The organism is Amycolatopsis sp. NPDC051371, from assembly GCF_040682155.1.
GTDB lineage: Bacteria > Actinomycetota > Actinomycetes > Mycobacteriales > Pseudonocardiaceae > Amycolatopsis.
Map to the genome: position 1 here is coordinate 117,618 of NZ_JBFBAG010000019.1, position 23,619 is coordinate 141,236.

Below are 23,619 nucleotides of genomic sequence, written 5' to 3' on the forward strand. Positions count from 1 at the left end.
GTGTGGCAGGTACCGCTGACGGAGGGGGTGCACCGGCCCGCCGCCGGTGCACCCCCTCCTGGTCTCACTTGCCCGCGGTCGCGGTTTCGGTTTCGGTATTGCTGTCGGTCGCGGTTTCGGTGTTGCTGTCGGTTGCGGTCGCCGCTCCCGCTGCCGCTCCTGCTGCCGGGTCGGCGACGCACTTCTCCGCTACCGCGGCAGCGGCCGCCTGCTCCGCCTCGTTGGCGGCTTTCTTGTTCTTGCCCTTGGCTTTCTGCTGACCGTTACCGTTCTGGTCGGCGGCCATGCCCTGCTGGTCCGCGGCCGAGGCGGCGGTGGCTTGGGTGACGCAGTCGAGGATGGCGGCACAGTCCTGCGCGTTCACTTCGTTCTGAGCCGCGGCTCCATCCTGCGCTACGGCTTCGTTCTGCGCTGCCATGCCGTTCTCGTTGGCCATGCCGTTCTGGTCGGCCATGCCGTTCTGATTTGCCATGCCATTCTCGCTGGCCGCGCCGTTTTCGTTGGCCATGCCGTTCTGCTTGGCCGCGCCGTTTCCGTTGGCCATGCCGTTCTGCTTGGCCGCGCCGTTTCCGTTGGCCATGCCATTCTGGTCGGCCATGCCGTTCTCGGCCGCCGCACCGTTCTGATCGGCCATGCCGTTCTCGTTGGCCATACCGTTCTCGTTGGCCATGCCGTTCTGCTTGGCCGCGCCGTTTCCGTTCGCCATGCCGTTCTGCTTGGCCGCGCCGTTCTGCTTGGCCTTGCCGTTCTCGGCAGCCGCGCCGTTCTCGGCGGCCATGCCGTTGGCGTCGGCGGCTCCGGCGGCCAGGGCCACGCACTGCTGGACCACATCGCAGGCCTGGGCGGCCGCGTCGTCCTGAGCAGCAGTGTTGTCCTCGGCGGCCGCGTCCTGCTGGCCGGCCATGGCGTTCTCGTCGGCGGCAGCGCCGTTCTCGGCCGCCTTGTCCTTCTGCTTCGCCTTGGCCTTGCCGGCCATGCCGTTCTCGGCGGCCATACCGTTGCCGTCGGCCATGCCGTTCTGGTCCGCCGCGCCGTTCTCGTCCGCCGCGTCCTGCTGGGCGGCCTTGCCGTTCTCGGCCTTGCCGTTGGCCATGCCGTTGCCCTCGGCCATGCCGTTCTCGCCGGCTTGGGCGTCCTCTCCGGCCACGGCGTCCTGCTCGGCCGCTCCGGCGATCGCCGCGCACTGGGTCGCGACCGCGTTCGCCGCCACCTCTCCCCCGCAGCCGGCCGCCGCGCGGCGTTGCTGGATCTGGTCGACCACCGCCTGGCGGTTGGCTATCCGGGCCGCGGACTGGGCGTCGGGGGCCGCCTGCTGGCCCGCGATGAACGTCAGGTTGTTCTGCAGCGCCGTGTCCAGGCCGCCGCAGCTCTCCGTCGCCGCGTTGCTCGCCGGGCTGCTGAGGGCGATCGCCGTCGCCGTCGCCCCCGCGACTCCCAGCAGCGCCGCCAGCCCGATCGTGGCCTGCTTGCGGTGTCGTCCGGTACTGCGTCCGTGGGGCATCAGCCCCTCCTCTCGGGTCGCCACCTCACCAAGGCACACGGGGCGCCGTCGTGAATGGTTCACCGATCACCGAAAGGGATTTACCGGAGCGTCCACTATGGACACAAAATCAAGCGTTGAACAGCTGGCCGAGCCGGTATTCGACGAGCACGGAAGCCCGCTCGGCCGTGTACGCCCCCACGAGGATCCCGGTGACGAGACCGGCGGCCATCGTCGCGAGTGCGTCGGCCTCCAGCGTCGCATCCAGGCTCGGGCTGACGCGATCGCCCTTCTGCGCCAGGCGGATCTGCCCGGCCAGCCCGCGGACCAGGTGCGGCAGCAAGGCTTCCTGGTCCGGCTGTGCGCCACCGCGGGTGACGTCGGCGGCGAAGTAGGCGATCTGCACCGCGCAAAGCAGCCGCGCACGTTCGTCGGACGGCAGAACAGCGGCCAGGTAGGCCCGCACGACAGCGCGTTCGTCGCCGGTCGCGAGCGCGCGGCCGACCCCGGCCGCGGCCCGCTCGGCGCTCAGCTCCACCATCCGCTGCCAGGCGAACCGCAGCATGTCGTCCTTGGCCGGGAAGTAGTACTGGACGAGGTTCATCGAGATCCCGGCTTCGGCGGCGACCGCACGCAGCGTCACGGCCGTCAGGCCGCGGTGGGCAGCGATCCGGAACAGCGCCTCCGCGATCTCGCGCCGGCGCTGCTCGTGGTCGACGCGTTTTGGCACGCGATCACTCTGCCACAGCTCAGGATCTCGACAGCATCGGACACGCAATGTTATCGTGCATCTGCACTATAAAAACTGGGGGACCGATGCTCGGGAAGTTCAAGGACCAGCGGGCCGAAGACGCCTACTCGGCCGCCTACGACGAGGTCGCGACGAGCTGGCCCGTGCCGGTGCGTGACCTGGACGTCGGGACCCGCTACGGGCCGACCCGCGTCCGGAACAGCGGCGACGCCGGACCGCCGGTCGTGCTGCTGCCGGGCGGCATGGGCACGTCACTGTCGTGGTTCCCGCACGTCGCCGAGCTGGCTGCCGGCCACCGGGTGTACGCCGTCGACACGATCGGCGAGCCGGGCCGGTCCCGCCAGACGCGGCCGATCACCGGGGACGGCGACTACGCGGACTGGCTCGGCGACCTGCTCGACGGCCTCGGCCACGACCGGGCAGTGCTGGCCGGCGTCTCCACCGGCGGCCGGCACGCGCTCACCCTGGCGATGCGGGCGTCGTCCCGGGTGGCCGCGGTGGTCGCGATCGAGCCGTCCGGGTTCGCGGTGATCGGCTCGAGCTTCATCCGGTGGAGCCTGCGCGAAATCGTGCGCTGGTTCGACCCGCGCCCCGGGGCGGCGGTGCGGCGCACCCTCCGTCCGCTGCTGTTCGGCGCGCTCAAGTACCGCGCGCAGCTCCCGCCGCCGCACCTGTTCACCGACGACGAGCTGCGCGCGGTGACCGTCCCGGTCCGGCTGCTGCTCGCCGAGCGCAGCGTGATCCACTCCGCGCGCGACGTCGAACAGCGCGTGCGGGCACTCAACCCGCTGTTCGACGTCGAGGTCGTGCCGCGTACGACTCACGCGCTGCCGCCGCAGCGCCCGGAACTGGTCACCGCGCGGATTCTGACCGCCGCCGTCGGCTAGCCGAGTTCGGCCAGCTGCGGCACGGCCGGCGCCATGCCCTCGATCCACGCGGCCGGGGAGCCCGTCGTCGGCGTGATGATCGCCGAGCGGATGCCGAGCTTCGCGTAGTCCGCCATGGCGCGGACGAAGTCGTCGCGGGTCTCCGGCGACGGGCGCGGGTTGTTGGCCAGGACCGTCTTGCGGATCTCGTCGTAGTCGCGGCCCACGTCGTCGCAGTGGCCGCGCAGCACGTCCAGCTTGTGCGCGACGTCCTCGGGCGAGGACGCGAACAGGTTGCACGCGTCGCCGTACTGCGCGACGAGCCGCAGCGTCTTGCGCTCCCCGCCGCCGCCGATGAGCACCTTCGGCCGGCTGATCGGCTGGGGCGAGCAGAGCGTCTCGGCGAGCTGGTAGTGCTTGCCCTCGAACGGGCCGTTGTCCGCCGGGTCCCACATCTGCCCGCAGATGCGCAGCGTCTCCTCCAGCCGCTCGAACCGCTCGGCGATCGGCGGGAACGGCACGCCCATCCCCCGGTGCTCGCGCTCGAACCAGGCCGCGCCGACACCCAGCACGGCCCGGCCGCCCGAAAGGACGTCGAGGGTGGTGACGATCTTCGCGAGCAGGCCGGGGTGCCGGTAGGTCACGCCGGTGACGAGCAGGCCGAGCTCGATCCGGGACGTGTGCGCGGCGAGGAAGCCGAGGGTGGTGTAGCCCTCCAGCATGTTCGACTCGGCGGGCAGGCCGGTCGGCTCGATCTGGAAGTAGTGGTCCATGAAGGACAGCCAGGTCGCCCCGGCCTCCTCCGCGGCGCTGCCCACCCGGGCGAGCTCACCGGCGATGGCGGGGGTCCCGCCGTCGATGTCGAAGATGGGGAGGTGGAAACCGAGCTCCATGAAACGTTCTCCTGACGTGCGGACGGCGTGCCCTCACGCTAGAGCCTGGAGCGCGCTCCAGGTCAAGCCAGCTCGGCCACCAGGTCCGTGGCGATCCGGCGCTCCACCGGCGCCGGGACCGGCTGGACCTCGGCGGCCAGGCCGCCCGCCGCCACCGCCGCCAGGCTGCGGACCTGCAGCGTGAGCCCGAGGTCCATGGCCTGGATCGAGTTCCCGTTCGCGGCGGTCAGGTTGAGCATCCGGCCCCGGTCGAGGACGACGACCTCGCGGCCGTCGGCCAGCACGTGCCCGACCCGGCGGCCCGGCGAGCCGTACTCGACCGTGCGGACCGTCGCCGCCCGCAGCGCGGCCGCGTCGATCTCCCACGCGAAGTGCCCGACCCCGGCGAGCAGCGCGCCGTCGGGCAGAGCCGCTAGCTCCGCAGCGCCGACGACGCCGGGAGCGCCGGTCGCGGTGAAGACCGCCTGCGCGTCGGAAAGAACCTCGACCGAAGAGCCGACGCGGTGACCGTCCAAAATGGCCTGCAGCGCCCGCATCGGGTCGGTGTCGCACACCGCGACCCGCGCGCCGAGCCGCGCCAGGGTGTCCGCGACGCCCTTGCCGCACGGCCCGTAGCCGAGCACCGCCGCGCGCATCCCCGGCACCATCAGGTTGGTGGCGTTGAGGAATCCCTGCACGACGCTCTGGCCGACCCCGAACTCGTTCTCCACCAGCAGCTTCAGCCGCGAGTCGTTGATCACGACGACCGGGTGGCCGACGCGCGCCTCCCGCAGCCGCAAGCCGCCGGTGGTCGTCTCCTCGGTGCCGCCCAGGTATCCCGCGGGCGGCCCGGATCCCAGCAGCGAGAGCGTGAGGTCGGCGCCGTTGTCGAGGGTGAGGTCCGGCTCGCATTCGAGCACCGCGGCGACGTTCCGCGCGTGGTCGGCGTCGTCGTCGGCGCGACGTGTGTGGACCCGCACGTCGAGCGCCCGGAGTGCGTCGGCGACGTCGTCGTGGGTGGTGCCGGGCGAGCCGGTCAGCGTGACCTCGACGCCGATGCCGGCCAGCAGGGTGACCAGGGCCGCCGTCTTGGGCTCGACGTGCAGGCACATCGCCAGGCGCCGCCCGGTGAGCACCGGCGCGGTCTCCTCGACGGCGGCCGCGGTCAGCGGCATGTGCTTGAGCGCCCAGCTCGTACCGGCGTGCGGGGATGAAGACATGACTGTCCTTACGGTTGAGGAGAAAGGGACCCGGAGCGAGGCCCGTCAACCGTAGAAGTCGCAGCGGTAGGAGTGGTCGCCGAAGATCGGCGCCACGAGTCCCTGACCGCTCATACCGCCAAGCTACCGCACGACCGTGCCACGACCTGGTCAGCCGGTGGCCGCGGCCAGGAAGTCCGCCACTTCGGCCGGTTCGCCGGCACCGGTCTTCACCTGGATGCCCGCCGCGCGCAGGTGGTCCGCGAACTCCGCCGACTTGCGGCCGCCCTCGATCAGGAACGGTGGTGCGCCCGCGCCCGGGTACGTCAGCGGGCTCGCCTCGCGCAGCGTCGCCGGGTCGCGGCCCAATGCCAGGAGGATCGATGCCCGGGTGAGCGGGTCCGAGCCGGTGAAGCCGAACTCGGCCGGAGCGTCCAGCGCCGCCACCGCGCGGACGGGGCTGGCCGGCTCCCGGGCGACGCCGAGCAGCGACGCCAGCGTGCCGCCCGTTCCCGTGCCCACGGCCGTGATCCGCGCCGGGTCGACGTTCAGCGCCGCCGCGTTGGCCTGGAGGAACCGGACCGCGCACCGCACGTCCGTCAGCGGCGCCGGCCAGCGCGCCGCGGGCGCGAGGCGGTAGTCGATCGAGGCGACCGCGAACCCGCGAGCCGTCAGGGCGTCGCGCAGGGGCACGAGCCGCGACCCGGCGAGCAGCGCGCCCGGGCCCGACGGCTTGCGGTTGCCCAGGATGAGGCCGCCGCCGTGCAGGAAGAGCGCCACCGGCGCGGCGCGGGCGTCCGGGCGCGGACGGACGATGTCCATGACCAGGGGAATCCCGTCCGGACGGCAGTATTCGACCGTGCTGCCGTCGAGCAGCGTCGGAGCCGACTTGCCGGTGATGTTGTCGCCGGCCGCGACCGTGCCCGCCGCGCCGGTCGCGAGCACCAGCAGCAGCACGGGGAACAGCACGATCCACGCCGACACGCGCCGCGCCGTCGACGGGCGTGGGTGCGCCCGCCGCCGCGCGACGACCAGGAAGCCCAAGACGGCGATGACCTGCAGCGCGGCCGCGACGTAGTCGGTGAAGCCGGCGACGGTGTCCGCCGGTTGCCAGGGATCGAGCCGCGCCAGCAGCCCGAGCGGCCGGCTCGCCACCCACAGCGCGAGGCTCGCCGTCGCGACGAGCGCGCCGGCGTGGGCGGTCCTGCGGGTCGGCCACCCGAGCACCGCGACGAAAGCCACGATTTCGACGGCGGCGAACAGGCCGAACAACATCGCGTAGAACTGCCAGACCCGCCAGAGCGCGGCGAGCGACGCGGCCGGGATCAGGGCACCGCCGAGCGCGGCGAAAGCGGCCGTGACCAGCACCGGACCGCGTCGCAGCGGCCTCGGCGTGGCGTAGCGCGCGGCCGTCGACGGGTGGCGTGTGCCGTAGTACCCGTCGACGACCTTCATAGCGCCAGTGTCACCCCGGCACCGGGTCCGCCGCCACGGATCAGGCGAACCCGGCGAGCGGGCGCACCTCGATCGGGGCGTGGATCGCGGCGGTGACCCGGCCGGCCGCTGCGTCTCGGGCGGGTCCCGCCGCACCGCTCGTGCGAACGGGCCCGCCCCGGATCGACACGCTACTTGCGCGAGGCCGTGTAGTTCCGGAACAGCAGGTAGGTGTCCAGAATGTCGGACGAAGCGCTTTCGACCGAGCGGTAGATCCCCCACTTCGGGCGCACGTAGTCGCCCTGGTCGGGGATGTTGACGTTCGACATGCTGCCTTGCGCGGCGATCGGCGCGCCGGACCCGGTGCCGTTGCGGAGGACGCACGACGCCTTGCCCTTCGAGCCCGGCGTGAACGTCCATTCGATCGTGATCCACTTGTTCCGCAGGGGCGCGAGGTCGGTGGCCGCGATGCTGGGCGAACCCGAGTTGGCGTACGCGCGGGCGTTGAGCATTTCCTTGCTGCCGCTGCGGGTCAGGTCCAGCGTCACCCACGGGCCGCCGTTGGTGGACGGGGTCTTGGTCTGGAAGATGTGGGTGAACTTGCTGGTGCCGTGCAGGGTGCCCGGGATGTACATCTCGTAGGAGAGCGTCCAGGTCTCGCCGTCGTGCATCTTGAGCGTGCTGCCGCCCTGGACCATGCCCTTGGACTCGGTGCGCTGGCGGTCGCCGCCGCCCGTGGTGTCGCGGTCGTCCTTCCAGATGTTGAAGCGGTAGTGGTCGCCTTCGACCACGACGTACTTGCGGTCGGGGTGGTGGTTGCCGCGATCGGCTTCGATGCCCTCGAAGGCCTTGAGGCCGTCGGTGGCGGGGTTCGGGTGCCACAGCGGGGCCGCTTGGGCGATCGGGCTGAACAAGAGCGGCACGGTGAGGGCGGCGACGGCGAGGGCCGTCCTGCGGGGGAATTTCGGCATCGTCGGTGTGTCCTTCCTGACGACTTCGGCAGGGGTGCACATCGGTCGGCGGACGGACCCGGCAAACCGGGCTGGACATCCGATGTCTAGCGTCACGAAGTTAGCGCTATCCGGCGGTCGTTCGCAAGATGTCCGCACACTTGGTCGACGATTCATCTGATGGATAGGCTGGTCCCATGCAGCATTTCCGAGGTCGCGACAGCGCGGAGCCGGCCTACCGCGAGCTCGGCACGGGCCGGCCTTTCGTGCTGTTCCACGGCTTCACCGGCACGAGCCGCGACTGGCTCGGCCCGGCTCGCGATTGGCCGGACACGGCCACCGGGTGATCCTCCCCGACCTGCGCGGCCACGGCGCGAGCGCGAGTCCGCACGAACCGGCGGCCTACCCGCCCGACATCCTCGCCGACGACGGCCTCGCCCTGCTCGACCACCTCGGCGTCGAGGACTACGACCTGGGCGGCTATTCCTACGGCGGCCGGGTGACGCTGCGCCTCCTGGCCCGCGGCGCCCGCCCCGGCCGCGCGGAGACCCCGGATCCCCCGAATGGTGGTCTCCCGTGGCCGACGCTCAGGCGTAGCAGTCGGCCAATGCGCCGAAGGCCGCCTTCGGTTCCCAAGGCACGCCGGCGTACGTCTCGCCCGAGCCGTCCTCCAGCACCTTCACCACGCCCCAGCTCGCCATGTCCAGGTCCGCCCGCGGATCGGCCCGGTGGACCAGCCCGTAACACACGAACGTGCAAGCGAAAGCCGCGTCGACACCCTCCGAGGTGAAGATCTCCAGCAACTCCCGGAAGTAGCGCGCCTGCTCCTCCTCGTCGCGGACGTACTCGCCCTTCAACCGGACCGGCACTTCGCCTTCGTACTCCAGGATTTCGCCGCTGCGGGCGCCGAGGTCGGCCGCGCCTCGGTACGGCGTCACACCGAACTCCGTGATCGCCACCGGCTTGCCCGCCGCCACCAGCGTGCGGATGCCTTCGCGGTACAAGTGCGCGACCTCCTTCGAGCGGTGCGCGTCCACCGAGACGATGTCGAACGGCTCCCAGTCCACCCGTTCCAACGGCACCGCCGCGTACGTCACGCGGCCGCCGAACCGGGTGCGGACCGTCGCGACCGCGCGCGCCAGGAACGCGTTGACCCGCTCCGGAAGCCCGGCGATGAGCTCCCGCGACGCCAGCAGGCCGGCCACGCGTTCTTCGAGGCCGTCGCCGGGCAGGAAGCCGTGGTTGAACAGGCTCAGCTCGGCGCCGGTCACGAACACGATCTCGGCGCCCGCCGATCGGATACGTTCGGCTCGCGAAGCACCGTCGGCGAGAAGCGCGAGGATCTCCTCCGGGGTGCGATCCCAGGGGAACGGCGAGAACCACACCTCCAGCCCGAGCGCGGCCGCCTCGCGGGCGGCGTGCTCGATCCGGTCCAGGTCCGTGCCGATCAGCCGCACCGCCGTGCAGTGCAGGTCGTCGCGGATGATCGTCAGCTCGCGGCGGACCAGGTCGGGGGCGAACGGGCGGTTGAACCGCCCGCCGCGTTCCAAGCCGGTGTCGTAGCCGATGCCCTTGGCTCGCACGGTTCCTCCAGAATTTAGGGTACGGTCCGTACCGTACCCTAAAGCTGTACACTCCGGCGCATGGCCGAGAAGACCCGGCGCCGCGGCGCCGAGCTGGAAGAGGCGATCCTGCGCGCCGCCGCGGACGAACTCGCCGAAGCCGGCTACCCCGGCCTGACCATGGAACGGGTCGCGCACCGGGCCGGCACCAACAAGAACGCGATCTACCGCCGCTGGCCGAACCGCGCCGCGCTCGGCGTCGCCGCCTACCGGCACGTCACCGCGGACACTCTCAAGCCGCCCGACACCGGCGACCTCCGCGAAGACGCCCTGGCCCTGCTGCGGGCGATCAACTGCGGCCAAACCTCACCCGCAGCCCGGATCCTGCGCGGTCTGCTGACCGGCGTCGGCGACGAGCCGGAACTGAGGGAACAGCTGCACGAGCAGGCCGCCGAGGGCGGTGCGAAGACCTGGCTCGCGATCGTCGATCGTGCCATCGCGCGCGGCGAAGCTCGCCCCGAAGCTCGGCACCCACGGGTGGCTACCGTCGCGCTTGTGCTGCTGCGCAACGAATTCCTCACCCGCGGACTGACCACAGTGGACGACGACGTGCTCGTCGAGATCGTCGACGAGGTCTACCTGCCGCTGGTGGGTGCGTAGATCGTCAGGCGTAGTGCCGGATCCTCGGCGACTTGGAAGGTCGCGTAGTCGAACTCTTCGGGCTCGGGCCGGTAGAGCGTCTTCCAGCCGGGTCCGCTCCGGCCGACGTCGTGGCGGTCCCACCACGTCGCGAACTCACGACAGCCCGACCGCAGCCGCGCGGCCAGTCCGGCGAACGCCGGGTCGCCCGCCCACAGATCGTGCGCGGCCCGGAACTGCGCCACCGTGTGCTCGGCCTGCGCCGCCCAGCCGGCGCCGAACAGCCGCCGGCCGCGCTCGTCGAGCAGCAGGAAGACCAGGACGTTGCGGTCCTCCTCCGGCACCGCGCCGAAGTCGGTGAACAGCTCGGCCGCCGCGCGGTTCCAGGCCAGCACGTCCCAGCGGCGGCCCGTCACGTACGCGGGCTCGCTCAGGCCCTTGACGAGCCGCCGGGTGGCTTCGGGCACCTGCTCCCGGCCGAACGGCGTCCGCGCCGGGTTCCGGGCGAGCGCACGCAGGTGGGCGCGCTCGGCGTCGTCCAGCCGCAGGGCACCCGCGAGAGCTTCGACCGTCGCGGACGACGGGCTGACCGTGCGGCCCTGCTCGAGCCGGATGTACCAGTCGACGCCGATGCCGGCCAGCTCGGCGACCTCTTCACGACGCAGCCCGGGCGTCCGGCGGCGGCGCCGGTCCGGCAGCCCGAGCGCCACCGGGCTGAGTCGCTCGCGCCGGGACCGCAGGAACTCCCCCAGCCCGGCCCGGGCCGCGTCCGGCATGACGACCTCCGCCTGGTACTCGACAGTCCCAGGATGATACCAGGCCTGGATGCCCCTCTCGATCTTCCCGACGATGGGGACATGAAAGCCGCTGTCCTCGAAGAATTCGGCAAACCGCTGTCGGTGCGCGACGTCCCCGCGCCGACGCTCGGCACCGGAGAAGTCCTGGTCGACGTCGTCGCCGCACCCGTGCTGCCCTACGCGGCCGAGGTGTTCCGCGGCGAGCGGAACTACCAGCTCACCCTGCCGGTCGTGCCGGGCGCCGGCGCGATCGGCCGGGTGCACGCGACCGGCCCGGACTCGACCCGCCTGACCCCCGGCGACTGGGTGCTGTGCGATCCGGTGATCCGCTCCCGCGACGACACGCTCACCCCGGACATCACGCTGCAGGGCCTGAGCGCACGCTGCGAAGGCGGCCTGTTCCTGCAGCGCCACTTCGGCCACGGCGCCTACGCCGAGCAACTCCTCCTCCCGACCGAAAACGCGATCCCCCTCGGGCCGATCGACCCGGCGGAAGCCGGCCGGTGGACCGCGCTCACGCTGTGTCTCGTGCCCTACGGCGGTTTGCTCGCGGCCGGCCTGCGACCCGGCGAAACCGTGCTGGTCAGCGGCGCCACCGGGAACTTCGGGAGCGCGGGGGTCGCCGTCGCGCTCGCCATGGGCGCGGCGTGCGTGGTGGCACCGGGCCGCAACGAAACCGCCCTCGACGACCTGGAACGGCGATTCGGCGCCCGCGTCCGGACCGTGCGGCTCACCGGCGACGACGACACGGCCCGCCTGCGTGACGCCGCGGGCCCGATCGACGTCGTCCTCGACCTGCTGCCGCCCTCGGCGAGCACCGCGCCCGTGCGGGCCGCCGCGATGGCGGTCCGCGAGTACGGCCGGATCGTGCTGATGGGCGGGGTCGGCATGCTCGGCGGCGACGACCTCGCCCTGCCCTACCCCTGGCTCATGCGCAACGGCATCACGGTGCGCGGCCAGTGGATGCAGCCGCGGACGGCGAACGCGAGCATGATCGCCCTCGCCCGGTCCGGACTGCTCGACCTCGGCCAGTTCGCTGTGACCGAATTCGGCCTCGACGACATCGCGGGCGCCCTCGACCACGCGGCGAACGGCCGGACGCGCTTCGCCCTCACGGTCGTCCGTCCTTGAGTAGCTTCGAAGGATGACCCGACTCACCCGCCACGACAAGATCGCCGCCGCGCTCGAAGAGGCGCCCGACGACATCCTCGCCGACGCGCGTCCGCTCGGCACCGGGATCGGCGGGTCGACCTGGCTGCTGCGGGTGGCGGGCGAGCCCGTCTTCGTCAAGCGGGTCGCCCTCACCGATGTGGAGCGGCGACATGAAGGCTCGACGGCCGACTTCTACGGGCTGCCGCCGTGGTCCCACTACGGCGTCGGCTCGGCGGGCGGCGGGGCCTGGCGCGAGCTGGAAGCACACCTCATGGCGACCGAGTGGGCCCGCAGCGGCGAGTGCGGGAACTTCCCGCTTCTGCACCACTGGCGGATCCTGCCCGGCCTGCCGCGTCCCCACGCCGACATCGAGCAGGACGTCGCGTTCTGGCACGGCGACCCGGGCGTCCGGCGCCGGCTCGAGGCCCTCGCCGGGGCCACCACCGACCTCGTGCTGTTCCTCGAATACCTGCCGCACAGCCTCGCCGGGTGGCCGGATGACGACCTGCCGCTCGAACAAGACCTGCGGCACATCACCGAATTCCTGGCCGGGCAGGGCGTCCAGCACTTCGACGCGCACTTCGCCAACATCGTCACCGACGGCGAGCGGCTCTACCTCACGGACTTCGGCCTCACGGTCTCACCGCGGTTCGAGCTTTCGGACCGCGAGGCCGGGTTCCTCGCCGAGCACGCCGACCACGACCGCGCCTACGTTCTGACCCAGCTGGTCAACCGGGTCGTCCGGGGCCTCGGCAAGTGGCCGGATGCCCGCGCCCGCAACGACTTCGTCCGCGAACACGCAGCGGGACACCCGGCACCACTCCTGCGTCGGTACGCCCCGCTCGCAGCGGTCGTCAACGACTTCTACTTCGCGCTCCACACCGAAAGCCGCAAGACCCCGTACCCGAAGGACGAGATCGCTCAGCAGTTGGAGCGCGCCGGCTTGCCCGCGAACCGGTCGCCCAGGTAGCTCACGACGTCACCGGCGGAGAACGCCAGCGTCGTCACGTGCTCACCGACATACGTGCCCCACGTGACGGCCACCCCGGCCGCGCAGTACTCACGCCGCAGCGTCTGGGCCTGGGAGAGCGGGATGATCTCGTCGAGGCTGCCGTGGAACAGGAAGATCGGCGCCTTCGGCGGGCGCGCGCCCAGCTCGTTCTCCACCAGCCGGGCCTGCCACTTCGGGGTCGTCAGCGGGTTCGACGTCGTGTAGTCGGCGATGTGCCCGAAGGCGTAGCCGAACACGGCGTCGACGCACGCGTCCTGCTGCGTCGCGTACAGCGTGCGACCGCGGTCGTTGAGGTAGGCGGGCAGGTCCAGCTCCGGGTACGCCGCGTCCAGGCCCAGCGCCGAGAGCAGCAGGAAGCCGAACCCGATCCCGCCGTCGAGGCCCTTCGCCACGACGTTCAGGTCCGCGGGCGTCCCGCCGGCCGTGATGCCCGCGACCTGCAGCTCCGGTGCGTACGACGGCGCCAGCTCGCCCGCCCACGCCGCTCCCCCGCCACCCTGCGAGTAGCCGGAGAACGCGACCGGCCCGCCGGCGGCCAGGCCCGCGGCCGGCAGCCGGGTCGCCGCGCGGGCCGCGTCGATCACCGTGTGGCCCTCGGACCGGCCGACGACGTAGGTGTGCAGGCCGGGCGTCCCGAGGCCCTCGTAGTCGGTGATCGCGACGGCCCAGCCGCGGCTGAGCATCGCGTCGACGAACAGCGGCTTTTCGTAGTCCGGCTGGAACTTCGACGGCGCGCAGCGGTCGCCGACGCCGCGGGTTCCGCTGGCCACCGACACGATCGGGCGCGGGCCGGCACCGGTCCACGGCTTCGCCGGCACCAGGACGCGGCCCGACACCGCGATCGGCGTGTCCGTCGCCGACCTCGACCGGTACAGCACCAGGTACCCCTTGGTACCGGCGGAATCCGGCAGCGGCCGCCACCAGACGACGTCGCCGTCGGCTCCGGCAGGCAGCGGGCTCGGCGGCGTGTAGAAGGCGTCGCCGTCCGGGCCGCGGGGCGGATCGGCGGCCGCGCTCACCGGCCCGGCGGTGGTGACCAGGAGGACGACGGCCAGCAGGACCGTCCACAAGCGACGCATGAGAACTCCTCGTTGAGTCCGTGAAGGATCTAGAAAACAGAGCCGACGTCTTCGGCGATCAGGTGGTCCAGTGCGCGCTCGGCGACGGCGGCGATGGTCATCGACGGGTTGCAGGCGGCGGTCGTGCCGGGCATCAGGGCGCCGTCGAGCACGTAGAGACCACGGTGGCCGAGCACGCGGCCCTCGAGGTCGCAGACCGACCCCATCGCGGCGCCATCGAGCGGGTGCCAGGTGCTGGGCACGACGGCGGTCGTGTCGAGCAGCACGCCGAGCGGACCGGCGATCCGGGAAATGCGTTCGTGGATGCGTGCGCTCAGCTTCGCGTCCGCGTTCGAGGGCCAGTGCAGGACGGCGTCGTCCTTGGCGGCGTCGTAGACGAAGCGGCCTCGGCCGGCGCTGATGCCGTACCCGACGAGCATCGTGGTCCGCAGGTCCGGCAGCGGCGGCAGCGACGCCTGGATGACGGTGTTGGCCGTCGCGGGGTCGTCCCACTCCTTGCTGCCGTAGACGACCGGACCGCCCTGGGGCGCGCCGAAGTCGTCGGCGAGGTTCGTCCAGGTGTAGATGCGGTCGCCGTTGGTGCCCCAGCCGGCGCCGAGCGCGTCGGGCAGGTCGGGGATGTCGCCCTTCGCGCCCGCGCGCATCAGCAGCCGCGTCGTGTTCGCCGTGCCGGCCGCCATGACGAGTGCCTTCGCCGTGAGGACCTTCTTCTCCAGCACCGTTCCGGACGTGTCGATGCGGTCGACGCGGACCTCCCAACGACCGTCGGACGCGAGCGCGACGTCGGTGACGTGGTGCAGGGTCGCGACGGTGCAGCGGCCGGTGGCTTCGGCGGCGGCGAGGTAGGTGACGTCGACCGAGTGCTTGCCGCCGTTGTTGACGCCGAGCGCGCAGTCGCCGTTGGTGTAGGACGGTTTCATCTCGCCGCGGGTCTCGCGCAGCGCGTAGTTCCAGTCGATCGGCATCGGGATCTTCTCGACGGCGTAGCCCGCGTTGCGCGCGTTGCGGGCGAAGACCCGGGACGCCTGGTAGGTCGGGCTCTCGACGAGAGCGTCCGGCGCGGTCTCGATGCCCAGCATCCGGGCGACGCGCGGGTAGTACTCGGCGTCCAGCCGCACGTAGTCGAGCTGTTCGGGGAAGCACGCGTGGAACAGCTCGGCCGTCGGCTGCAGCGTCATGCCCTGGTACACCAGCGAACCGCCGCCGACACCGGCCGCGCACATCATGCTCATGCCCTGGCCGGTGACCTGTTCGAGCAGTCCGGTGTAGCGCTCGAACGGCGGCAGCGACGGCAGGCCGGGCAGCGCCGGCGCGGAGCCGAGCCAGAAGATCCGCTTGTCGGGCGCCGACGTCGGGTGCGGGAACGTCTCGGCGTCCGGCCCGGTCGGCCAGCGGCGGCCGCGTTCGAGCACCAGCACCGGCACTCCGGCCTGCGCCAGCCGCAACGCCGTGACCCCGCCGCCGAACCCGGAGCCGATGATCACGACCCGGTGTTCTTCCCGCGTGACCCGCACGCGAGCGGCGCCGAGCGTGGCGACGCCGGCGACGGCGGCCGCGCCCCGCAGGACGGTACGGCGGTCGATGCTGCGCATGGGCGGCTCCTTCGGCGGCGGTGACTGTCGGTAAAGGTAGGAACCCGAACCGAGAGATGGAACGGATTGCCGGTCTCACTACTCGCGAGTAGCATCCCGGCCCATGCGCGCTGTGCGACCGTCCGCGGCCGTGCCCCGGCGCGTCGACGCCCGCCGCAACCGCGAGGCGATCCTGCGCGCGGCCGACGAAGCCTTCAGCGAAGACGCCGACGTGGCGCTGGACGAGGTGGCCCGCCGCGCCGGCCTCGGCCGGGCCACGGTCTACCGGCACTTCCCCGACCGCACCGCGCTGGCGCTCGCCGTCGCGGCCCACCACCTGGCGGCGTTCAAGGTCCAGGTGCGGGGCCGGGAGTCGTTCCGCGAACTGCTGCGGGCGGTGCTGGCGATGCAGGCCCGGCGGCGCCCGCTCGTCCGGTTGTTCCGCGAACTGCCGGAGCGCAGCCAGCGTCAGTACACGCACGCCCTGGTTTCCTTGCTGCGCCCGGCTTTCGAGCAAGCTCAGCGCGAGGGCAGCGTGCGCGCGGACCTCGAGCCCGCGGATCTGGCGCTACTCTTCGAAATGCACGAGGCGGCGCTCGTGTCGGGACTGACGCCGCGGGAGCCGGCGGCGCCGGCGGAGCGCCTGGTGCGGGTGTTCCTCGACGGCCTCGCTTGCTCCGAACGTGTGAACGCGCTTCCCCGGACCGAAGATCCGCAGGTCGGACCACAGAAAAGTGGTTGACCGCCGGAAAGCGTGGGTACTTCCGGAACACGGCACCGGCGCCCGGGTCCCAGGTCCTCCGCCACCGGTCCGCACCCCCCGCCCGTGACCGGGTTCGCCCGTGGCACGGCACCGTCATTCCCGCCCACCGGAGAACACCATGACCAACGACTCAGGAGCATGGCACGCCAAACTGCAGCGCGAACAGGAAGCCATCGAGCGGAAGCGGGCGCAACAGGCCTCGCGAACGCCGGCCGGGACGGCCGCCGCGCCCCGCTGACCCAACCGTCCACAAAGGATGCCGCGGTGCCCGGGCCGGGCGCCGCGGCATTCGTCATTCCGGTGGGGTCAGCAGTGCTTCCGCGCCCTTGCGGAACGCCGCCACGAGCCGGTTACGCTCGCCGGCACGCGTCGCCACCGCCACCTGGCTCGGCTCGACGTCCGCGAGCGGCACGATCGTCAAGTCCGGCCGGAGGCCGGTGACGTTCCCCGGCGCCGCCGGGATGATCGCCACCGCCTGCCCGCTCGCCACGAGCTCGATCTTGTCCTCGATCGCGTCGATGAGCGGGCCGCCGGGCGCCGGGCGGCCGTCCGGACGCGGGTCGACGCGCCAGAACGCGTCCCACTCCGGGTCGAGGGCGCGCGGCAGCGGCTCGTCGGCGATGTCGTCGAGCGTCACGGATTCCTTGCCCGCCAGCCGGTGGTCGCTGGGCAGCAGGAGCACGCGGGGCTCGTCGTAGAGGACCGTCACGTGCAGCCCGGCCGCCCGCAGCGGCAGCCGGGCGACCGCCACGTCGACGCGGTGCTCCAGCAGCGCCGCGCGGACGTCGTCCCACGCGAGGTGCCGGGTGCGCACCTCGGCGCCGGGGTGGCGGCGGCGCAGGTCGCGCACCGCCGGCGTGACGATCAGGTTCCCGGTGTAGCCGACGGTGATCCGGCTGGGCCGCGCGACCGCCCGCGCGTGAGCTGTCGCGTGCGCCGCCGCCCGCAGCAGGTCCGCGGCGAGTGGGAGGAACGCCTCACCGGCTTCAGTGAGGCGGGTGCCCTGCGGGGTGCGGTCCAGCAGGCGGGCGCCGACCTGCTGCTCGAGCCGTACGATCTGCCGGCTCAGCGACGACTGCGTGAGGTGCAGCTCGGCGGCGGCGCGGCCGAAGTGCCGGTGTTCGGCGATGACGGTGAAGCCGCGCACCAGGCGTAAGTCGAGGTCGGACACACCGCCAGCGTAGCGCTCTGATCTGTGGTGATGCACGAATCGCGTCACGTCTCGCGAAACATTCGTTGGACTCTGGACGCCCGGCGAAGCCACGGTGGAAGGACCACACCACCGGAGAAGGAGTTCCATGACGACCTTGGGGCCCGTCGGCGTCTACCTGCCGATTTCGTTCACGCGCACGCCGCCGGCCGAGAGCCAGCGCGAGGCCGTGCGACGGCTGGAACGCGCCGGGTACCGGACCGTCTGGACGAACGAGGTCGTCGGCGGCAAGGACGCCCTCGTCCAGCTCGCGGTGCTGCTGGCCGCGACGGAACGGCTGACGTTCGGCACCGGTATCGCGAACATCTGGGCCCGCGAGCCGCAGACCCTGCACGCTGCCGCGGCGTTCTTGGCCGACGCGTACCCGGACCGGCTGGTGCTCGGCGTGGGCGTCGGCTACCCGCAGCAGGCCGAGGGCACCGGCCGGGACTTCGGCAGTCCCCTCGCGACGATGCGCGACTACGTCGGGCGGATGGACGCGGAGACCTGGCCGCCGGCGCCCGAGGCGAAGTATCCCCGGCTGCTCGGCGCGAACGGCCCGAAGATGCTCGCCCTCGCGGGGGAGATCGCGGACGGCGCGCTGCCGGCCAACCTGCCGCCGGCGTTCACCGCCGAGGCCCGGTCGGTGCTCGGCCCGGGCAAGCTGCTCGTCGTCGGCCTGGCCGTGGTTCCCGACCCCGACTCCGACCGGGCGAAGGCGGCGGCGATCGAGAAGATCTCGGGGACGCTGAACCTCCCCACGTTCTCGAACGCCTTGCGCCGCTTGGGTTTCCCGCTGGACGACGTGGCCGGGATCGCCGACGCGGTCGTGGCCTACGGCGGGCCGGACGCCATCGCGGCCAAGGTGCGCGAGCACCTCGCCGCGGGCGCGGACCACGTCCTGCTCATGCCCCCGGCGACGGACGACTTGACCGCCGACGTCGCGGTGCTGGAAGAGCTGGCGCCGGCGTTCGACGGGCTCGGCTGACGGGCGCCGGCACCCGGCCGGCCCTTGACCACCGGACACGGCTGACTCTAAGGTCAGCGTGCCCCATCCGATGTTAACGTTAACATCACCTGGTCCCTGACGCGCCCCGAAGGATCGACAACGATGAAGTTGTTCTCCCCGCGCCGTTTCGGCGTCGTGCTGGCCGTCGTGGCCGCACTCGTCCCCCTCGGTACCGCCGGTGCCGGTGCCGCTCCCCCGCCTTCCGTACGAGAAGCCGCGAGCGCCCTCGCGGTACCCGGCATCGACGACGTCCGCGGCAACCTCACGCTGCCGACCGGCGGCGCGAGCGGCACGAGCGTCGCCTGGACGTCGTCCGCTCCGGCCGTCATCACCCCGACCGGTGAGGTCACCCGGCCGCCGACCGGCGCCAAGCCCGCGAAGGTCGTCCTGACCGCGAAGGTCAGCCTCGGCCGCGACAGCACCACACGGCGGTTCACCGCCACCGTCGTCCCGAAGCCGGCCCCGCAACCCTTGGCGGGCTACAGCTTCTTCTACTTCACCGGCGAAGGCACCTCCGACGGCGAGCAGATCTACTCGGCGCTGAGCAAGGGCAACGACCCGCTGAACTGGAGCGAACTGAACAACGGGCGTCCGGTGCTCAAGTCCAGCCTCGGCGAGCTGGGCGTGCGCGACCCGTTCATCCTGCGCTCGCCCGACGGCGACAAGTTCTACCTGCTCGCCACCGACCTGCGGATCTACGCCGGCCGCGGCTGGGACGCCGCCCAGCGCTCCGGCAGCCGGTCGATCATGGTCTGGGAGTCGACCGACCTGGCGCACTGGTCGCGTCAGCGCAGCGTCCAGGTGTCCCCGCCGACCGCGGGCAACACGTGGGCGCCGGAAGCTTCCTGGGACGCCAAGCGCGGGACGTACGTCGTGTACTGGGCTTCGAAGCTCTACGCCGACAACGATCCGAACCACACCGGTGACAGCTACAACCGGATGATGTACGCGACCACCCGCGACTTCGTCACCTTCAGCGCGCCGCAGGTGTGGAACGACCCGGGCTACTCGGTGATCGACTCGACGGTCATCAAGGACCAGGACACTTACTACCGCTTCACCAAGGACGAACGCAACAACACGTCGTCGACGCCGTGCAGCAAGTTCATCACCGAGGAGAAGTCCACCGACCTGCTCGAGCCGCACTACGGCTTCGTCGCCGACTGCATCGGCAAGGCGACGGCGACCAGCCCGGGCCTCTCCGCCGGCGAAGGACCCACCGGGTTCAAGTCCAACACCGAGAACAAGTGGTACCTGTTCATCGACGAGTTCGGCGGCCGGGGTTACGTCCCGTTCGAATCCACCGACCTGAATTCGGGCAAGTGGACGATGTCAGCGGGCGCGCACCTGCCCGCGTCACCGCGGCACGGCACCGTCCTGCCGGTCACGCAGGCGGAAATGGCACGGCTGAGCGCTCCCCCGGCGCCGGTGCAGGCCGACCAGAACGGCCTCGTCGCGCACTGGCCGTTGGACGCGAAATCGGGGCAGGTCGCGACGGACACCACCGGCCACGGCTACGACGGCGCCCTCGCCGGTGACGTGTCCTGGTCCGACGGTTCGCTGGCCTTCGGCGGCACCAACGGGCACGTCCAGCTGCCGAACAACCTGCTGACCGGCGCCGCCTCGGCCACCGTGTCCGCCGACGTCCTGGTCGACCCGGCCCAGCAGACGCCGTACTTCCTGTGGGGCTTCGGCAACACCGCGCCGTCCGGGGCGGGCGACGGCTACCTGTTCACCACCGGCGGCACCGCGAGCGGCGGCCTGCGCGGCGCGATCGCGACCGGGAACTGGACGACCGAGCAGCAGGTGGCGTCGAGCGGCGGGTTTCCGCGCGGGGTCTGGAAGAACCTGACGCTGACCGTCGGCGACGGGGTGGCGGTGCTGTACCTCGACGGCGTCGAAGTGGGGCGCAACGCGAACGCCACGATCAAGCCGTCGGACCTCGGCGGCGGCGTCACGGCGGCGAACTACCTCGGCCGGTCGCTGTACGCGAGCGACAAGTACTTCCGCGGCAAGATGAAGGACGTCCGGCTCTACAACCGGGCGCTCACCGGGCTTCAGGTGGCGACGCTGCCGTCGAACAGCACGACGATCCGGTCGGTGGAGCTGGCCTCGCTGAAGACACCGGCCGTCATCGACTCCGGCGCGTCGACCGTCGTGCTGCCGGTCCGGCCCGGAACGGACCTGCACCGGCTGTCGCCGAAGTTCGGGCTGGCGCCGGGCGCCACGATCAAGCCGGACGCCCGGACGGTGGACCTGAGCCGGCCCCGGCAGTTCACGGTGACCGGCGCCGGCGGCGACCGTCGCGTGTGGACGGTCGAGGCGCACGAGACGCGCAGCCCGGTGCTGCCGGGGTACAACGCCGACCCGAACGTCGTCGCGTTCGGCGACACGTACTACCTGTACCCGACGACGGACGGCTTCGACGGCTGGAGCGGTACGAAGTTCTCGGCGTGGTCGTCGAAGAACCTCGTCGACTGGACGAACCAGGGCGTCATCCTCGACCTCGGACCGGACGTGAGCTGGGCCGACAAGAACGCCTGGGCGCCGACGATCGCGCAGCACAACGGGAAGTACTACTTCTACTTCTGCGCGGAGGCCAAGATCGGCGTGGCGGTGAGCGACTCGCCGACCGGCCCGTTCGTGGACTCGGGCAAGCCGCTGATCGCGACGAACCCGGACGGCGGCCAGGCGATCGACCCGGCGGTGTTCGTCGACTCCTCCGGACAGCCGTACCTGTACTGGGGCAACGGCAACGCGTACGTGGTGCCGCTGAACGACGACATGGTCTCGTTCGACCCGGCGAAGATCACCCGCCTGACCGGGCTGGACGGCTTCCGCGAGGGTCTGTTCATGGCGGAGCGCAAGGGCACCTACTACCTGAGCTGGTCGATCGACGACACCCGCAGCGAGGACTACCGCGTCGGCTACGCGACCGCGTCCTCGCCGACGGGGCCGTTCACCAACCACGGCCTGATCCTCGGCAAGGACGCCCACCTGGGCATCCTCGGCACCGGCCACAGCTCGATGCTGCAGGTCCCGGGCACGGACGACTGGTACCTGGCCTACCACCGCTTCGGCATCCCGGGCGGCGACGGCACCCACCGCGAGACGACGATCGACAAGCTGACCTTCCGCCGCGACGGGACGATCGTCCCGGTGACGCCGACGCTGGAGAGCGTGCGGCCGGAGCGGGTCCCGCATCCGCAGTGCCGGGGAAAGGTCCGCTACAACTGAACCCGGTGGTCCCGGGCTTCGCCGTGGAGGTCGCACGGCTGCCCGGGATCCCGCGGGCACAGGACCCACATTTCCGACGCCACTGCCGAGTAGAGGCGGTAGGGCGACGCTCCGGACACGTCTTCGAGCGTCACCGGCGAAGCGCCGTCGCCGGTGCGACGGGAGTAGCTCTCCAACGCGCGGTCGAGCGCATCCCCCGACAGCTCCCGCGCTTCCCCCACCGCGTAGACGGCCCGCCCGTGGTACGGCGCGACCGTGGAGTCGAAGACGACCAGGCTCACCCGCGGGCGCTCGGCGAGGTTGCGCGAGTGCCGGGCACCGGTCTCCGAGACCCACACGAACGCGCGATCGCCGGCCGGCGCGAAGTACACCGGGCAGGTCCAGGGAGCGCCGTCCCCGTCGGTCGTCCCCAGGGTGAGGTAGGCGTTCGCCGCGATCAGGGCGCGGGCGTGGGCCGCGAGGGCGTCGTCTGTCATCAGGCTCACAATTCTGCCACCCCAGCGGCGAGATGGAGATCACGGGCGCGCGCGTTTGATCACTGTGAGGCGGGGTAACCGACCACCGTCCGTGATCTTCAGCTTCTTCCGTGCAGGAGTCGTTTGATGACCAGCGTTCTCGAGAACGCCCGCCCCGTCCCCGTACCGCGCCGCCGACCGGTCGCGCCCGACGCGCTCGCCGAACTCACCCGGCTGGCCTCGCTGGCGGAGCTCGCCCGGACCTCTTCGCCGTCGCTCATGCACCACGCGATCCTCGCCGGCACCGGCCCCGCGACGGTGGCCGCCGCGGCGAACATCGATGTCGCCCAGGCGCACGTCCGGTGGCACGCGTGGGCCGAGACCGCCGTGGGCCTCGACGAGTACCTCCGCGTGCACGCCGCCTTCGCCGAAGCTCTCATCGCCCGTCACGAAGCCTTCGAGGACTCGCTGTGAATACCCAGGCTGTGAAAGACCAAGAGACGACCTTGGCCGACCTCGAAGCGCTCGGCGACGCGGCCTCCGAGCTGTTGCAGAAGATCACCGAGGAGCTGGCGACCGCGGCGTCACGGCGCTGAATCACTGCTCTGGGGTGACGCGGGCCAGCGGCGCCAGACCGCCACGTGCAGGATCACCGCCAAGCTGAGCGCGTTCAACGTCGTGTGTGTCGCCCACCCCGCGACCAGCCGCTCCGGCACCCCGGCCCCGTGCGCCACCTGCGGCAGAGCCGCCGACAGCGCCGCTGTCAGGAGCGCTACCAGCACCAGGACCAGGCTGCGGCCCGGCAGCGGGGTCAGCCGGATCGCCGGCCACGCCTCGAACAGCATCGCCACCACCAGCACCGATGCGATGGCCGCGCCCGCGACCACCGCGATCCACTCCGGTTCCCACGCGAGCCGCACCAGCGCGAACGTGACGACACCGCAGGCTAGGACCGCGCCGTGCGCCGTCGCCAGCCGGACCGCGCGATGCCGGATGCGCGCGAACGGCCAGCCGCGCAGAGCTACGTACCAAACCATCTGCCAGGCGCCGAGCACGGCGAACCACGCGCCGTAGTCCTCGGCCGGCACGACGCCAGTCCGCACCAAGCCCAGGTACACCGCCAGCCCCGCGACCCAGCACACCGCCAGGGCCGCGACACCCGGCCAGCGAGAGCCGCGGCCCCGCAGTGGCCAGCCTTCCCCGACCAGGGTCAGCTGCAGCATCAGCGTGAAGATGCCCGCCGCGAGCGGCACGGCGGCCGTCCCGGTGACGGCCCGGCCGAGCAGCGTCAGCGCCGCTCCCCCGGCGACGACGAGCGCCGTGTCGGACAGGCCGGACCAGCCGCCGCGCAGCAGCGAACCCGGCCAGTCCTCCCACCAGAACGCGATCATCGCGACGATCGGCAGCGCGAACGTCACCGGCGGCCCGAGAGCCTCCAGCGTGGTCGCCGGGCCGCCTGCGCCTACCGCGAGCAGCGCGGTCACCGGCAGGACGAAGGCCAGCCCGAGCAGCGCCCGCCGGGGCTGGTTCCGCCGGGCGTCGGCCAGCGCGGCCGGGCTCAGCGCGTCCGGCCGGCAAACCGCCGGACGGTCGTCCACGAGC

General features: G+C 72.0%; 22 protein-coding genes and 1 pseudogene. 10 read left to right on the forward strand and 13 right to left on the reverse strand.

Translation table 11 applies throughout. The features are described 5' to 3' along the window. Positions 1-64: 64 nt before the first annotated feature. Positions 65-1,501: a hypothetical protein gene (locus AB0M59_RS23670; RefSeq protein ID WP_364618317.1), complete on the reverse strand. Its 1,437-nt coding sequence runs from the start codon at positions 1,499-1,501 to the stop codon at positions 65-67. A gap of 109 nt (positions 1,502-1,610) precedes the next feature. Continuing rightward, the gene (locus AB0M59_RS23675) at positions 1,611-2,210 is read right to left on the reverse strand and encodes a TetR family transcriptional regulator (RefSeq protein WP_364618320.1); all 600 of its coding nucleotides are present in this window, start codon (positions 2,208-2,210) and stop codon (positions 1,611-1,613) included. 86 nt (positions 2,211-2,296) lie between these two features. Here AB0M59_RS23675 and AB0M59_RS23680 point away from each other — a divergent pair, with 86 nt between their 5' ends. Beyond that, the gene (locus tag AB0M59_RS23680) at positions 2,297-3,118 is read left to right on the forward strand and encodes an alpha/beta hydrolase (RefSeq protein WP_364618323.1); all 822 of its coding nucleotides are present in this window, start codon (positions 2,297-2,299) and stop codon (positions 3,116-3,118) included. Here the strand turns inward: AB0M59_RS23680 and AB0M59_RS23685 are convergent. From AB0M59_RS23685 to AB0M59_RS23700, 4 genes are all read right to left on the reverse strand, one after another. Beyond that, positions 3,115-3,990 carry an LLM class F420-dependent oxidoreductase gene (locus AB0M59_RS23685; protein ID WP_364618326.1) on the reverse strand — a complete coding sequence of 292 codons (876 nt, stop codon included), beginning with the start codon at positions 3,988-3,990 and terminating at the stop codon, positions 3,115-3,117. The two genes, AB0M59_RS23680 and AB0M59_RS23685, sit on opposite strands and share 4 nt — an antisense overlap. Before the next feature lie 62 nt (positions 3,991-4,052). Continuing rightward, positions 4,053-5,189: an adenosylhomocysteinase gene (locus tag AB0M59_RS23690; protein ID WP_364618329.1), complete on the reverse strand. Its 1,137-nt coding sequence runs from the start codon at positions 5,187-5,189 to the stop codon at positions 4,053-4,055. 150 nt (positions 5,190-5,339) lie between these two features. After that, positions 5,340-6,623: an alpha/beta hydrolase gene (locus AB0M59_RS23695; protein ID WP_364618331.1), complete on the reverse strand. Its 1,284-nt coding sequence runs from the start codon at positions 6,621-6,623 to the stop codon at positions 5,340-5,342. 170 nt (positions 6,624-6,793) lie between these two features. Beyond that, positions 6,794-7,573, reverse strand: coding sequence for a hypothetical protein (locus AB0M59_RS23700; protein ID WP_364618333.1), 780 nt, complete (start codon positions 7,571-7,573; stop codon positions 6,794-6,796). 176 nt (positions 7,574-7,749) lie between these two features. Here AB0M59_RS23700 and AB0M59_RS23705 point away from each other — a divergent pair, with 176 nt between their 5' ends. Together AB0M59_RS23705 and AB0M59_RS23710 are read left to right on the forward strand one after the other, a co-directional pair. Next, positions 7,750-7,899: a hypothetical protein gene (locus AB0M59_RS23705; protein ID WP_364618336.1), complete on the forward strand. Its 150-nt coding sequence runs from the start codon at positions 7,750-7,752 to the stop codon at positions 7,897-7,899. Next, positions 7,896-8,153, forward strand: a pseudogene (locus tag AB0M59_RS23710) (alpha/beta fold hydrolase); the annotation flags it as partial. The gene AB0M59_RS23705 and the pseudogene AB0M59_RS23710, both read left to right, overlap by 4 nt. Here the strand turns inward: AB0M59_RS23710 and AB0M59_RS23715 are convergent. Further along, on the reverse strand, positions 8,140-9,135 hold the full coding sequence (locus AB0M59_RS23715) for a hypothetical protein (protein WP_364618338.1): 996 nt from the start codon (positions 9,133-9,135) through the stop codon (positions 8,140-8,142). The pseudogene AB0M59_RS23710 and the gene AB0M59_RS23715 sit on opposite strands and share 14 nt — an antisense overlap. Positions 9,136-9,195: 60 nt before the next feature. Here AB0M59_RS23715 and AB0M59_RS23720 point away from each other — a divergent pair, with 60 nt between their 5' ends. Then, the gene (locus AB0M59_RS23720) at positions 9,196-9,774 is read left to right on the forward strand and encodes a TetR/AcrR family transcriptional regulator (protein ID WP_364618341.1); all 579 of its coding nucleotides are present in this window, start codon (positions 9,196-9,198) and stop codon (positions 9,772-9,774) included. Here AB0M59_RS23720 and AB0M59_RS23725 read toward each other — a convergent pair. Then, positions 9,750-10,529 carry a helix-turn-helix transcriptional regulator gene (locus AB0M59_RS23725; protein ID WP_364618343.1) on the reverse strand — a complete coding sequence of 260 codons (780 nt, stop codon included), beginning with the start codon at positions 10,527-10,529 and terminating at the stop codon, positions 9,750-9,752. The two genes, AB0M59_RS23720 and AB0M59_RS23725, sit on opposite strands and share 25 nt — an antisense overlap. A gap of 81 nt (positions 10,530-10,610) precedes the next feature. Here AB0M59_RS23725 and AB0M59_RS23730 point away from each other — a divergent pair, with 81 nt between their 5' ends. Together AB0M59_RS23730 and AB0M59_RS23735 are read left to right on the forward strand one after the other, a co-directional pair. Continuing rightward, positions 10,611-11,681: a zinc-binding alcohol dehydrogenase family protein gene (locus AB0M59_RS23730; RefSeq protein ID WP_364618345.1), complete on the forward strand. Its 1,071-nt coding sequence runs from the start codon at positions 10,611-10,613 to the stop codon at positions 11,679-11,681. Between the two features lie 13 nt (positions 11,682-11,694). Next, positions 11,695-12,672, forward strand: coding sequence for a hypothetical protein (locus AB0M59_RS23735; protein WP_364618347.1), 978 nt, complete (start codon positions 11,695-11,697; stop codon positions 12,670-12,672). On the opposite strand, the gene AB0M59_RS23740 is transcribed toward AB0M59_RS23735, so the two are convergent. Together AB0M59_RS23740 and AB0M59_RS23745 are read right to left on the reverse strand one after the other, a co-directional pair. Then, positions 12,624-13,793, reverse strand: coding sequence for a lipase family protein (locus AB0M59_RS23740; RefSeq protein ID WP_364618349.1), 1,170 nt, complete (start codon positions 13,791-13,793; stop codon positions 12,624-12,626). The genes AB0M59_RS23735 and AB0M59_RS23740 overlap by 49 nt on opposite strands. Positions 13,794-13,822: 29 nt before the next feature. After that, positions 13,823-15,385: a GMC oxidoreductase gene (locus tag AB0M59_RS23745; protein ID WP_364618351.1), complete on the reverse strand. Its 1,563-nt coding sequence runs from the start codon at positions 15,383-15,385 to the stop codon at positions 13,823-13,825. Positions 15,386-15,488: 103 nt separating this feature from the next. Between AB0M59_RS23745 and AB0M59_RS23750 the strand changes: the two genes are divergently transcribed. Then, complete coding sequence (locus AB0M59_RS23750) at positions 15,489-16,106, forward strand: helix-turn-helix domain-containing protein (protein ID WP_364618353.1); 618 nt, start codon at positions 15,489-15,491, stop codon at positions 16,104-16,106. 313 nt (positions 16,107-16,419) lie between these two features. On the opposite strand, the gene AB0M59_RS23755 is transcribed toward AB0M59_RS23750, so the two are convergent. Next, entirely contained in the window at positions 16,420-17,298 is an 879-nt protein-coding gene (locus AB0M59_RS23755; RefSeq protein WP_364618355.1) for a LysR family transcriptional regulator, read from the reverse strand. A gap of 127 nt (positions 17,299-17,425) precedes the next feature. On the opposite strand from AB0M59_RS23755, the gene AB0M59_RS23760 reads away from it, so the two are divergent. Together AB0M59_RS23760 and AB0M59_RS23765 are read left to right on the forward strand one after the other, a co-directional pair. After that, complete coding sequence (locus AB0M59_RS23760; protein ID WP_364618357.1) at positions 17,426-18,304, forward strand: TIGR03620 family F420-dependent LLM class oxidoreductase; 879 nt, start codon at positions 17,426-17,428, stop codon at positions 18,302-18,304. A gap of 123 nt (positions 18,305-18,427) precedes the next feature. Beyond that, on the forward strand, positions 18,428-21,562 hold the full coding sequence (locus AB0M59_RS23765; RefSeq protein WP_364618359.1) for a family 43 glycosylhydrolase: 3,135 nt from the start codon (positions 18,428-18,430) through the stop codon (positions 21,560-21,562). On the opposite strand, the gene AB0M59_RS23770 is transcribed toward AB0M59_RS23765, so the two are convergent. Beyond that, positions 21,553-22,038: a pyridoxamine 5'-phosphate oxidase family protein gene (locus tag AB0M59_RS23770; RefSeq protein WP_364618362.1), complete on the reverse strand. Its 486-nt coding sequence runs from the start codon at positions 22,036-22,038 to the stop codon at positions 21,553-21,555. The genes AB0M59_RS23765 and AB0M59_RS23770 overlap by 10 nt on opposite strands. A gap of 126 nt (positions 22,039-22,164) precedes the next feature. Between AB0M59_RS23770 and AB0M59_RS23775 the strand changes: the two genes are divergently transcribed. Next, complete coding sequence (locus AB0M59_RS23775; RefSeq protein ID WP_364618364.1) at positions 22,165-22,491, forward strand: hypothetical protein; 327 nt, start codon at positions 22,165-22,167, stop codon at positions 22,489-22,491. 110 nt (positions 22,492-22,601) lie between these two features. On the opposite strand, the gene AB0M59_RS23780 is transcribed toward AB0M59_RS23775, so the two are convergent. Further along, on the reverse strand, positions 22,602-23,615 hold the full coding sequence (locus AB0M59_RS23780; RefSeq protein WP_364618366.1) for a hypothetical protein: 1,014 nt from the start codon (positions 23,613-23,615) through the stop codon (positions 22,602-22,604). Between the last annotated feature and the right edge of the window lie 4 nt (positions 23,616-23,619).

Coding starts and splice junctions, on each gene's coding strand:
- AB0M59_RS23670 (WP_364618317.1), bottom strand. CDS start 1,501: ATGCCCCACGGACGCAGTACCGGACGACACCGCAAGCAGGCCACGATC.
- AB0M59_RS23680 (WP_364618323.1), top strand. CDS start 2,297: ATGCTCGGGAAGTTCAAGGACCAGCGGGCCGAAGACGCCTACTCGGCC.
- AB0M59_RS23685 (WP_364618326.1), bottom strand. CDS start 3,990: ATGGAGCTCGGTTTCCACCTCCCCATCTTCGACATCGACGGCGGGACC.
- AB0M59_RS23690 (WP_364618329.1), bottom strand. CDS start 5,189: ATGTCTTCATCCCCGCACGCCGGTACGAGCTGGGCGCTCAAGCACATG.
- AB0M59_RS23695 (WP_364618331.1), bottom strand. CDS start 6,623: ATGAAGGTCGTCGACGGGTACTACGGCACACGCCACCCGTCGACGGCC.
- AB0M59_RS23700 (WP_364618333.1), bottom strand. CDS start 7,573: ATGCCGAAATTCCCCCGCAGGACGGCCCTCGCCGTCGCCGCCCTCACC.
- AB0M59_RS23705 (WP_364618336.1), top strand. CDS start 7,750: ATGCAGCATTTCCGAGGTCGCGACAGCGCGGAGCCGGCCTACCGCGAG.
- AB0M59_RS23720 (WP_364618341.1), top strand. CDS start 9,196: ATGGCCGAGAAGACCCGGCGCCGCGGCGCCGAGCTGGAAGAGGCGATC.
- AB0M59_RS23725 (WP_364618343.1), bottom strand. CDS start 10,529: ATGCCGGACGCGGCCCGGGCCGGGCTGGGGGAGTTCCTGCGGTCCCGG.
- AB0M59_RS23730 (WP_364618345.1), top strand. CDS start 10,611: ATGAAAGCCGCTGTCCTCGAAGAATTCGGCAAACCGCTGTCGGTGCGC.
- AB0M59_RS23735 (WP_364618347.1), top strand. CDS start 11,695: ATGACCCGACTCACCCGCCACGACAAGATCGCCGCCGCGCTCGAAGAG.
- AB0M59_RS23740 (WP_364618349.1), bottom strand. CDS start 13,793: ATGCGTCGCTTGTGGACGGTCCTGCTGGCCGTCGTCCTCCTGGTCACC.
- AB0M59_RS23745 (WP_364618351.1), bottom strand. CDS start 15,385: ATGCGCAGCATCGACCGCCGTACCGTCCTGCGGGGCGCGGCCGCCGTC.
- AB0M59_RS23750 (WP_364618353.1), top strand. CDS start 15,489: ATGCGCGCTGTGCGACCGTCCGCGGCCGTGCCCCGGCGCGTCGACGCC.
- AB0M59_RS23760 (WP_364618357.1), top strand. CDS start 17,426: ATGACGACCTTGGGGCCCGTCGGCGTCTACCTGCCGATTTCGTTCACG.
- AB0M59_RS23765 (WP_364618359.1), top strand. CDS start 18,428: ATGAAGTTGTTCTCCCCGCGCCGTTTCGGCGTCGTGCTGGCCGTCGTG.
- AB0M59_RS23770 (WP_364618362.1), bottom strand. CDS start 22,038: ATGACAGACGACGCCCTCGCGGCCCACGCCCGCGCCCTGATCGCGGCG.
- AB0M59_RS23775 (WP_364618364.1), top strand. CDS start 22,165: ATGACCAGCGTTCTCGAGAACGCCCGCCCCGTCCCCGTACCGCGCCGC.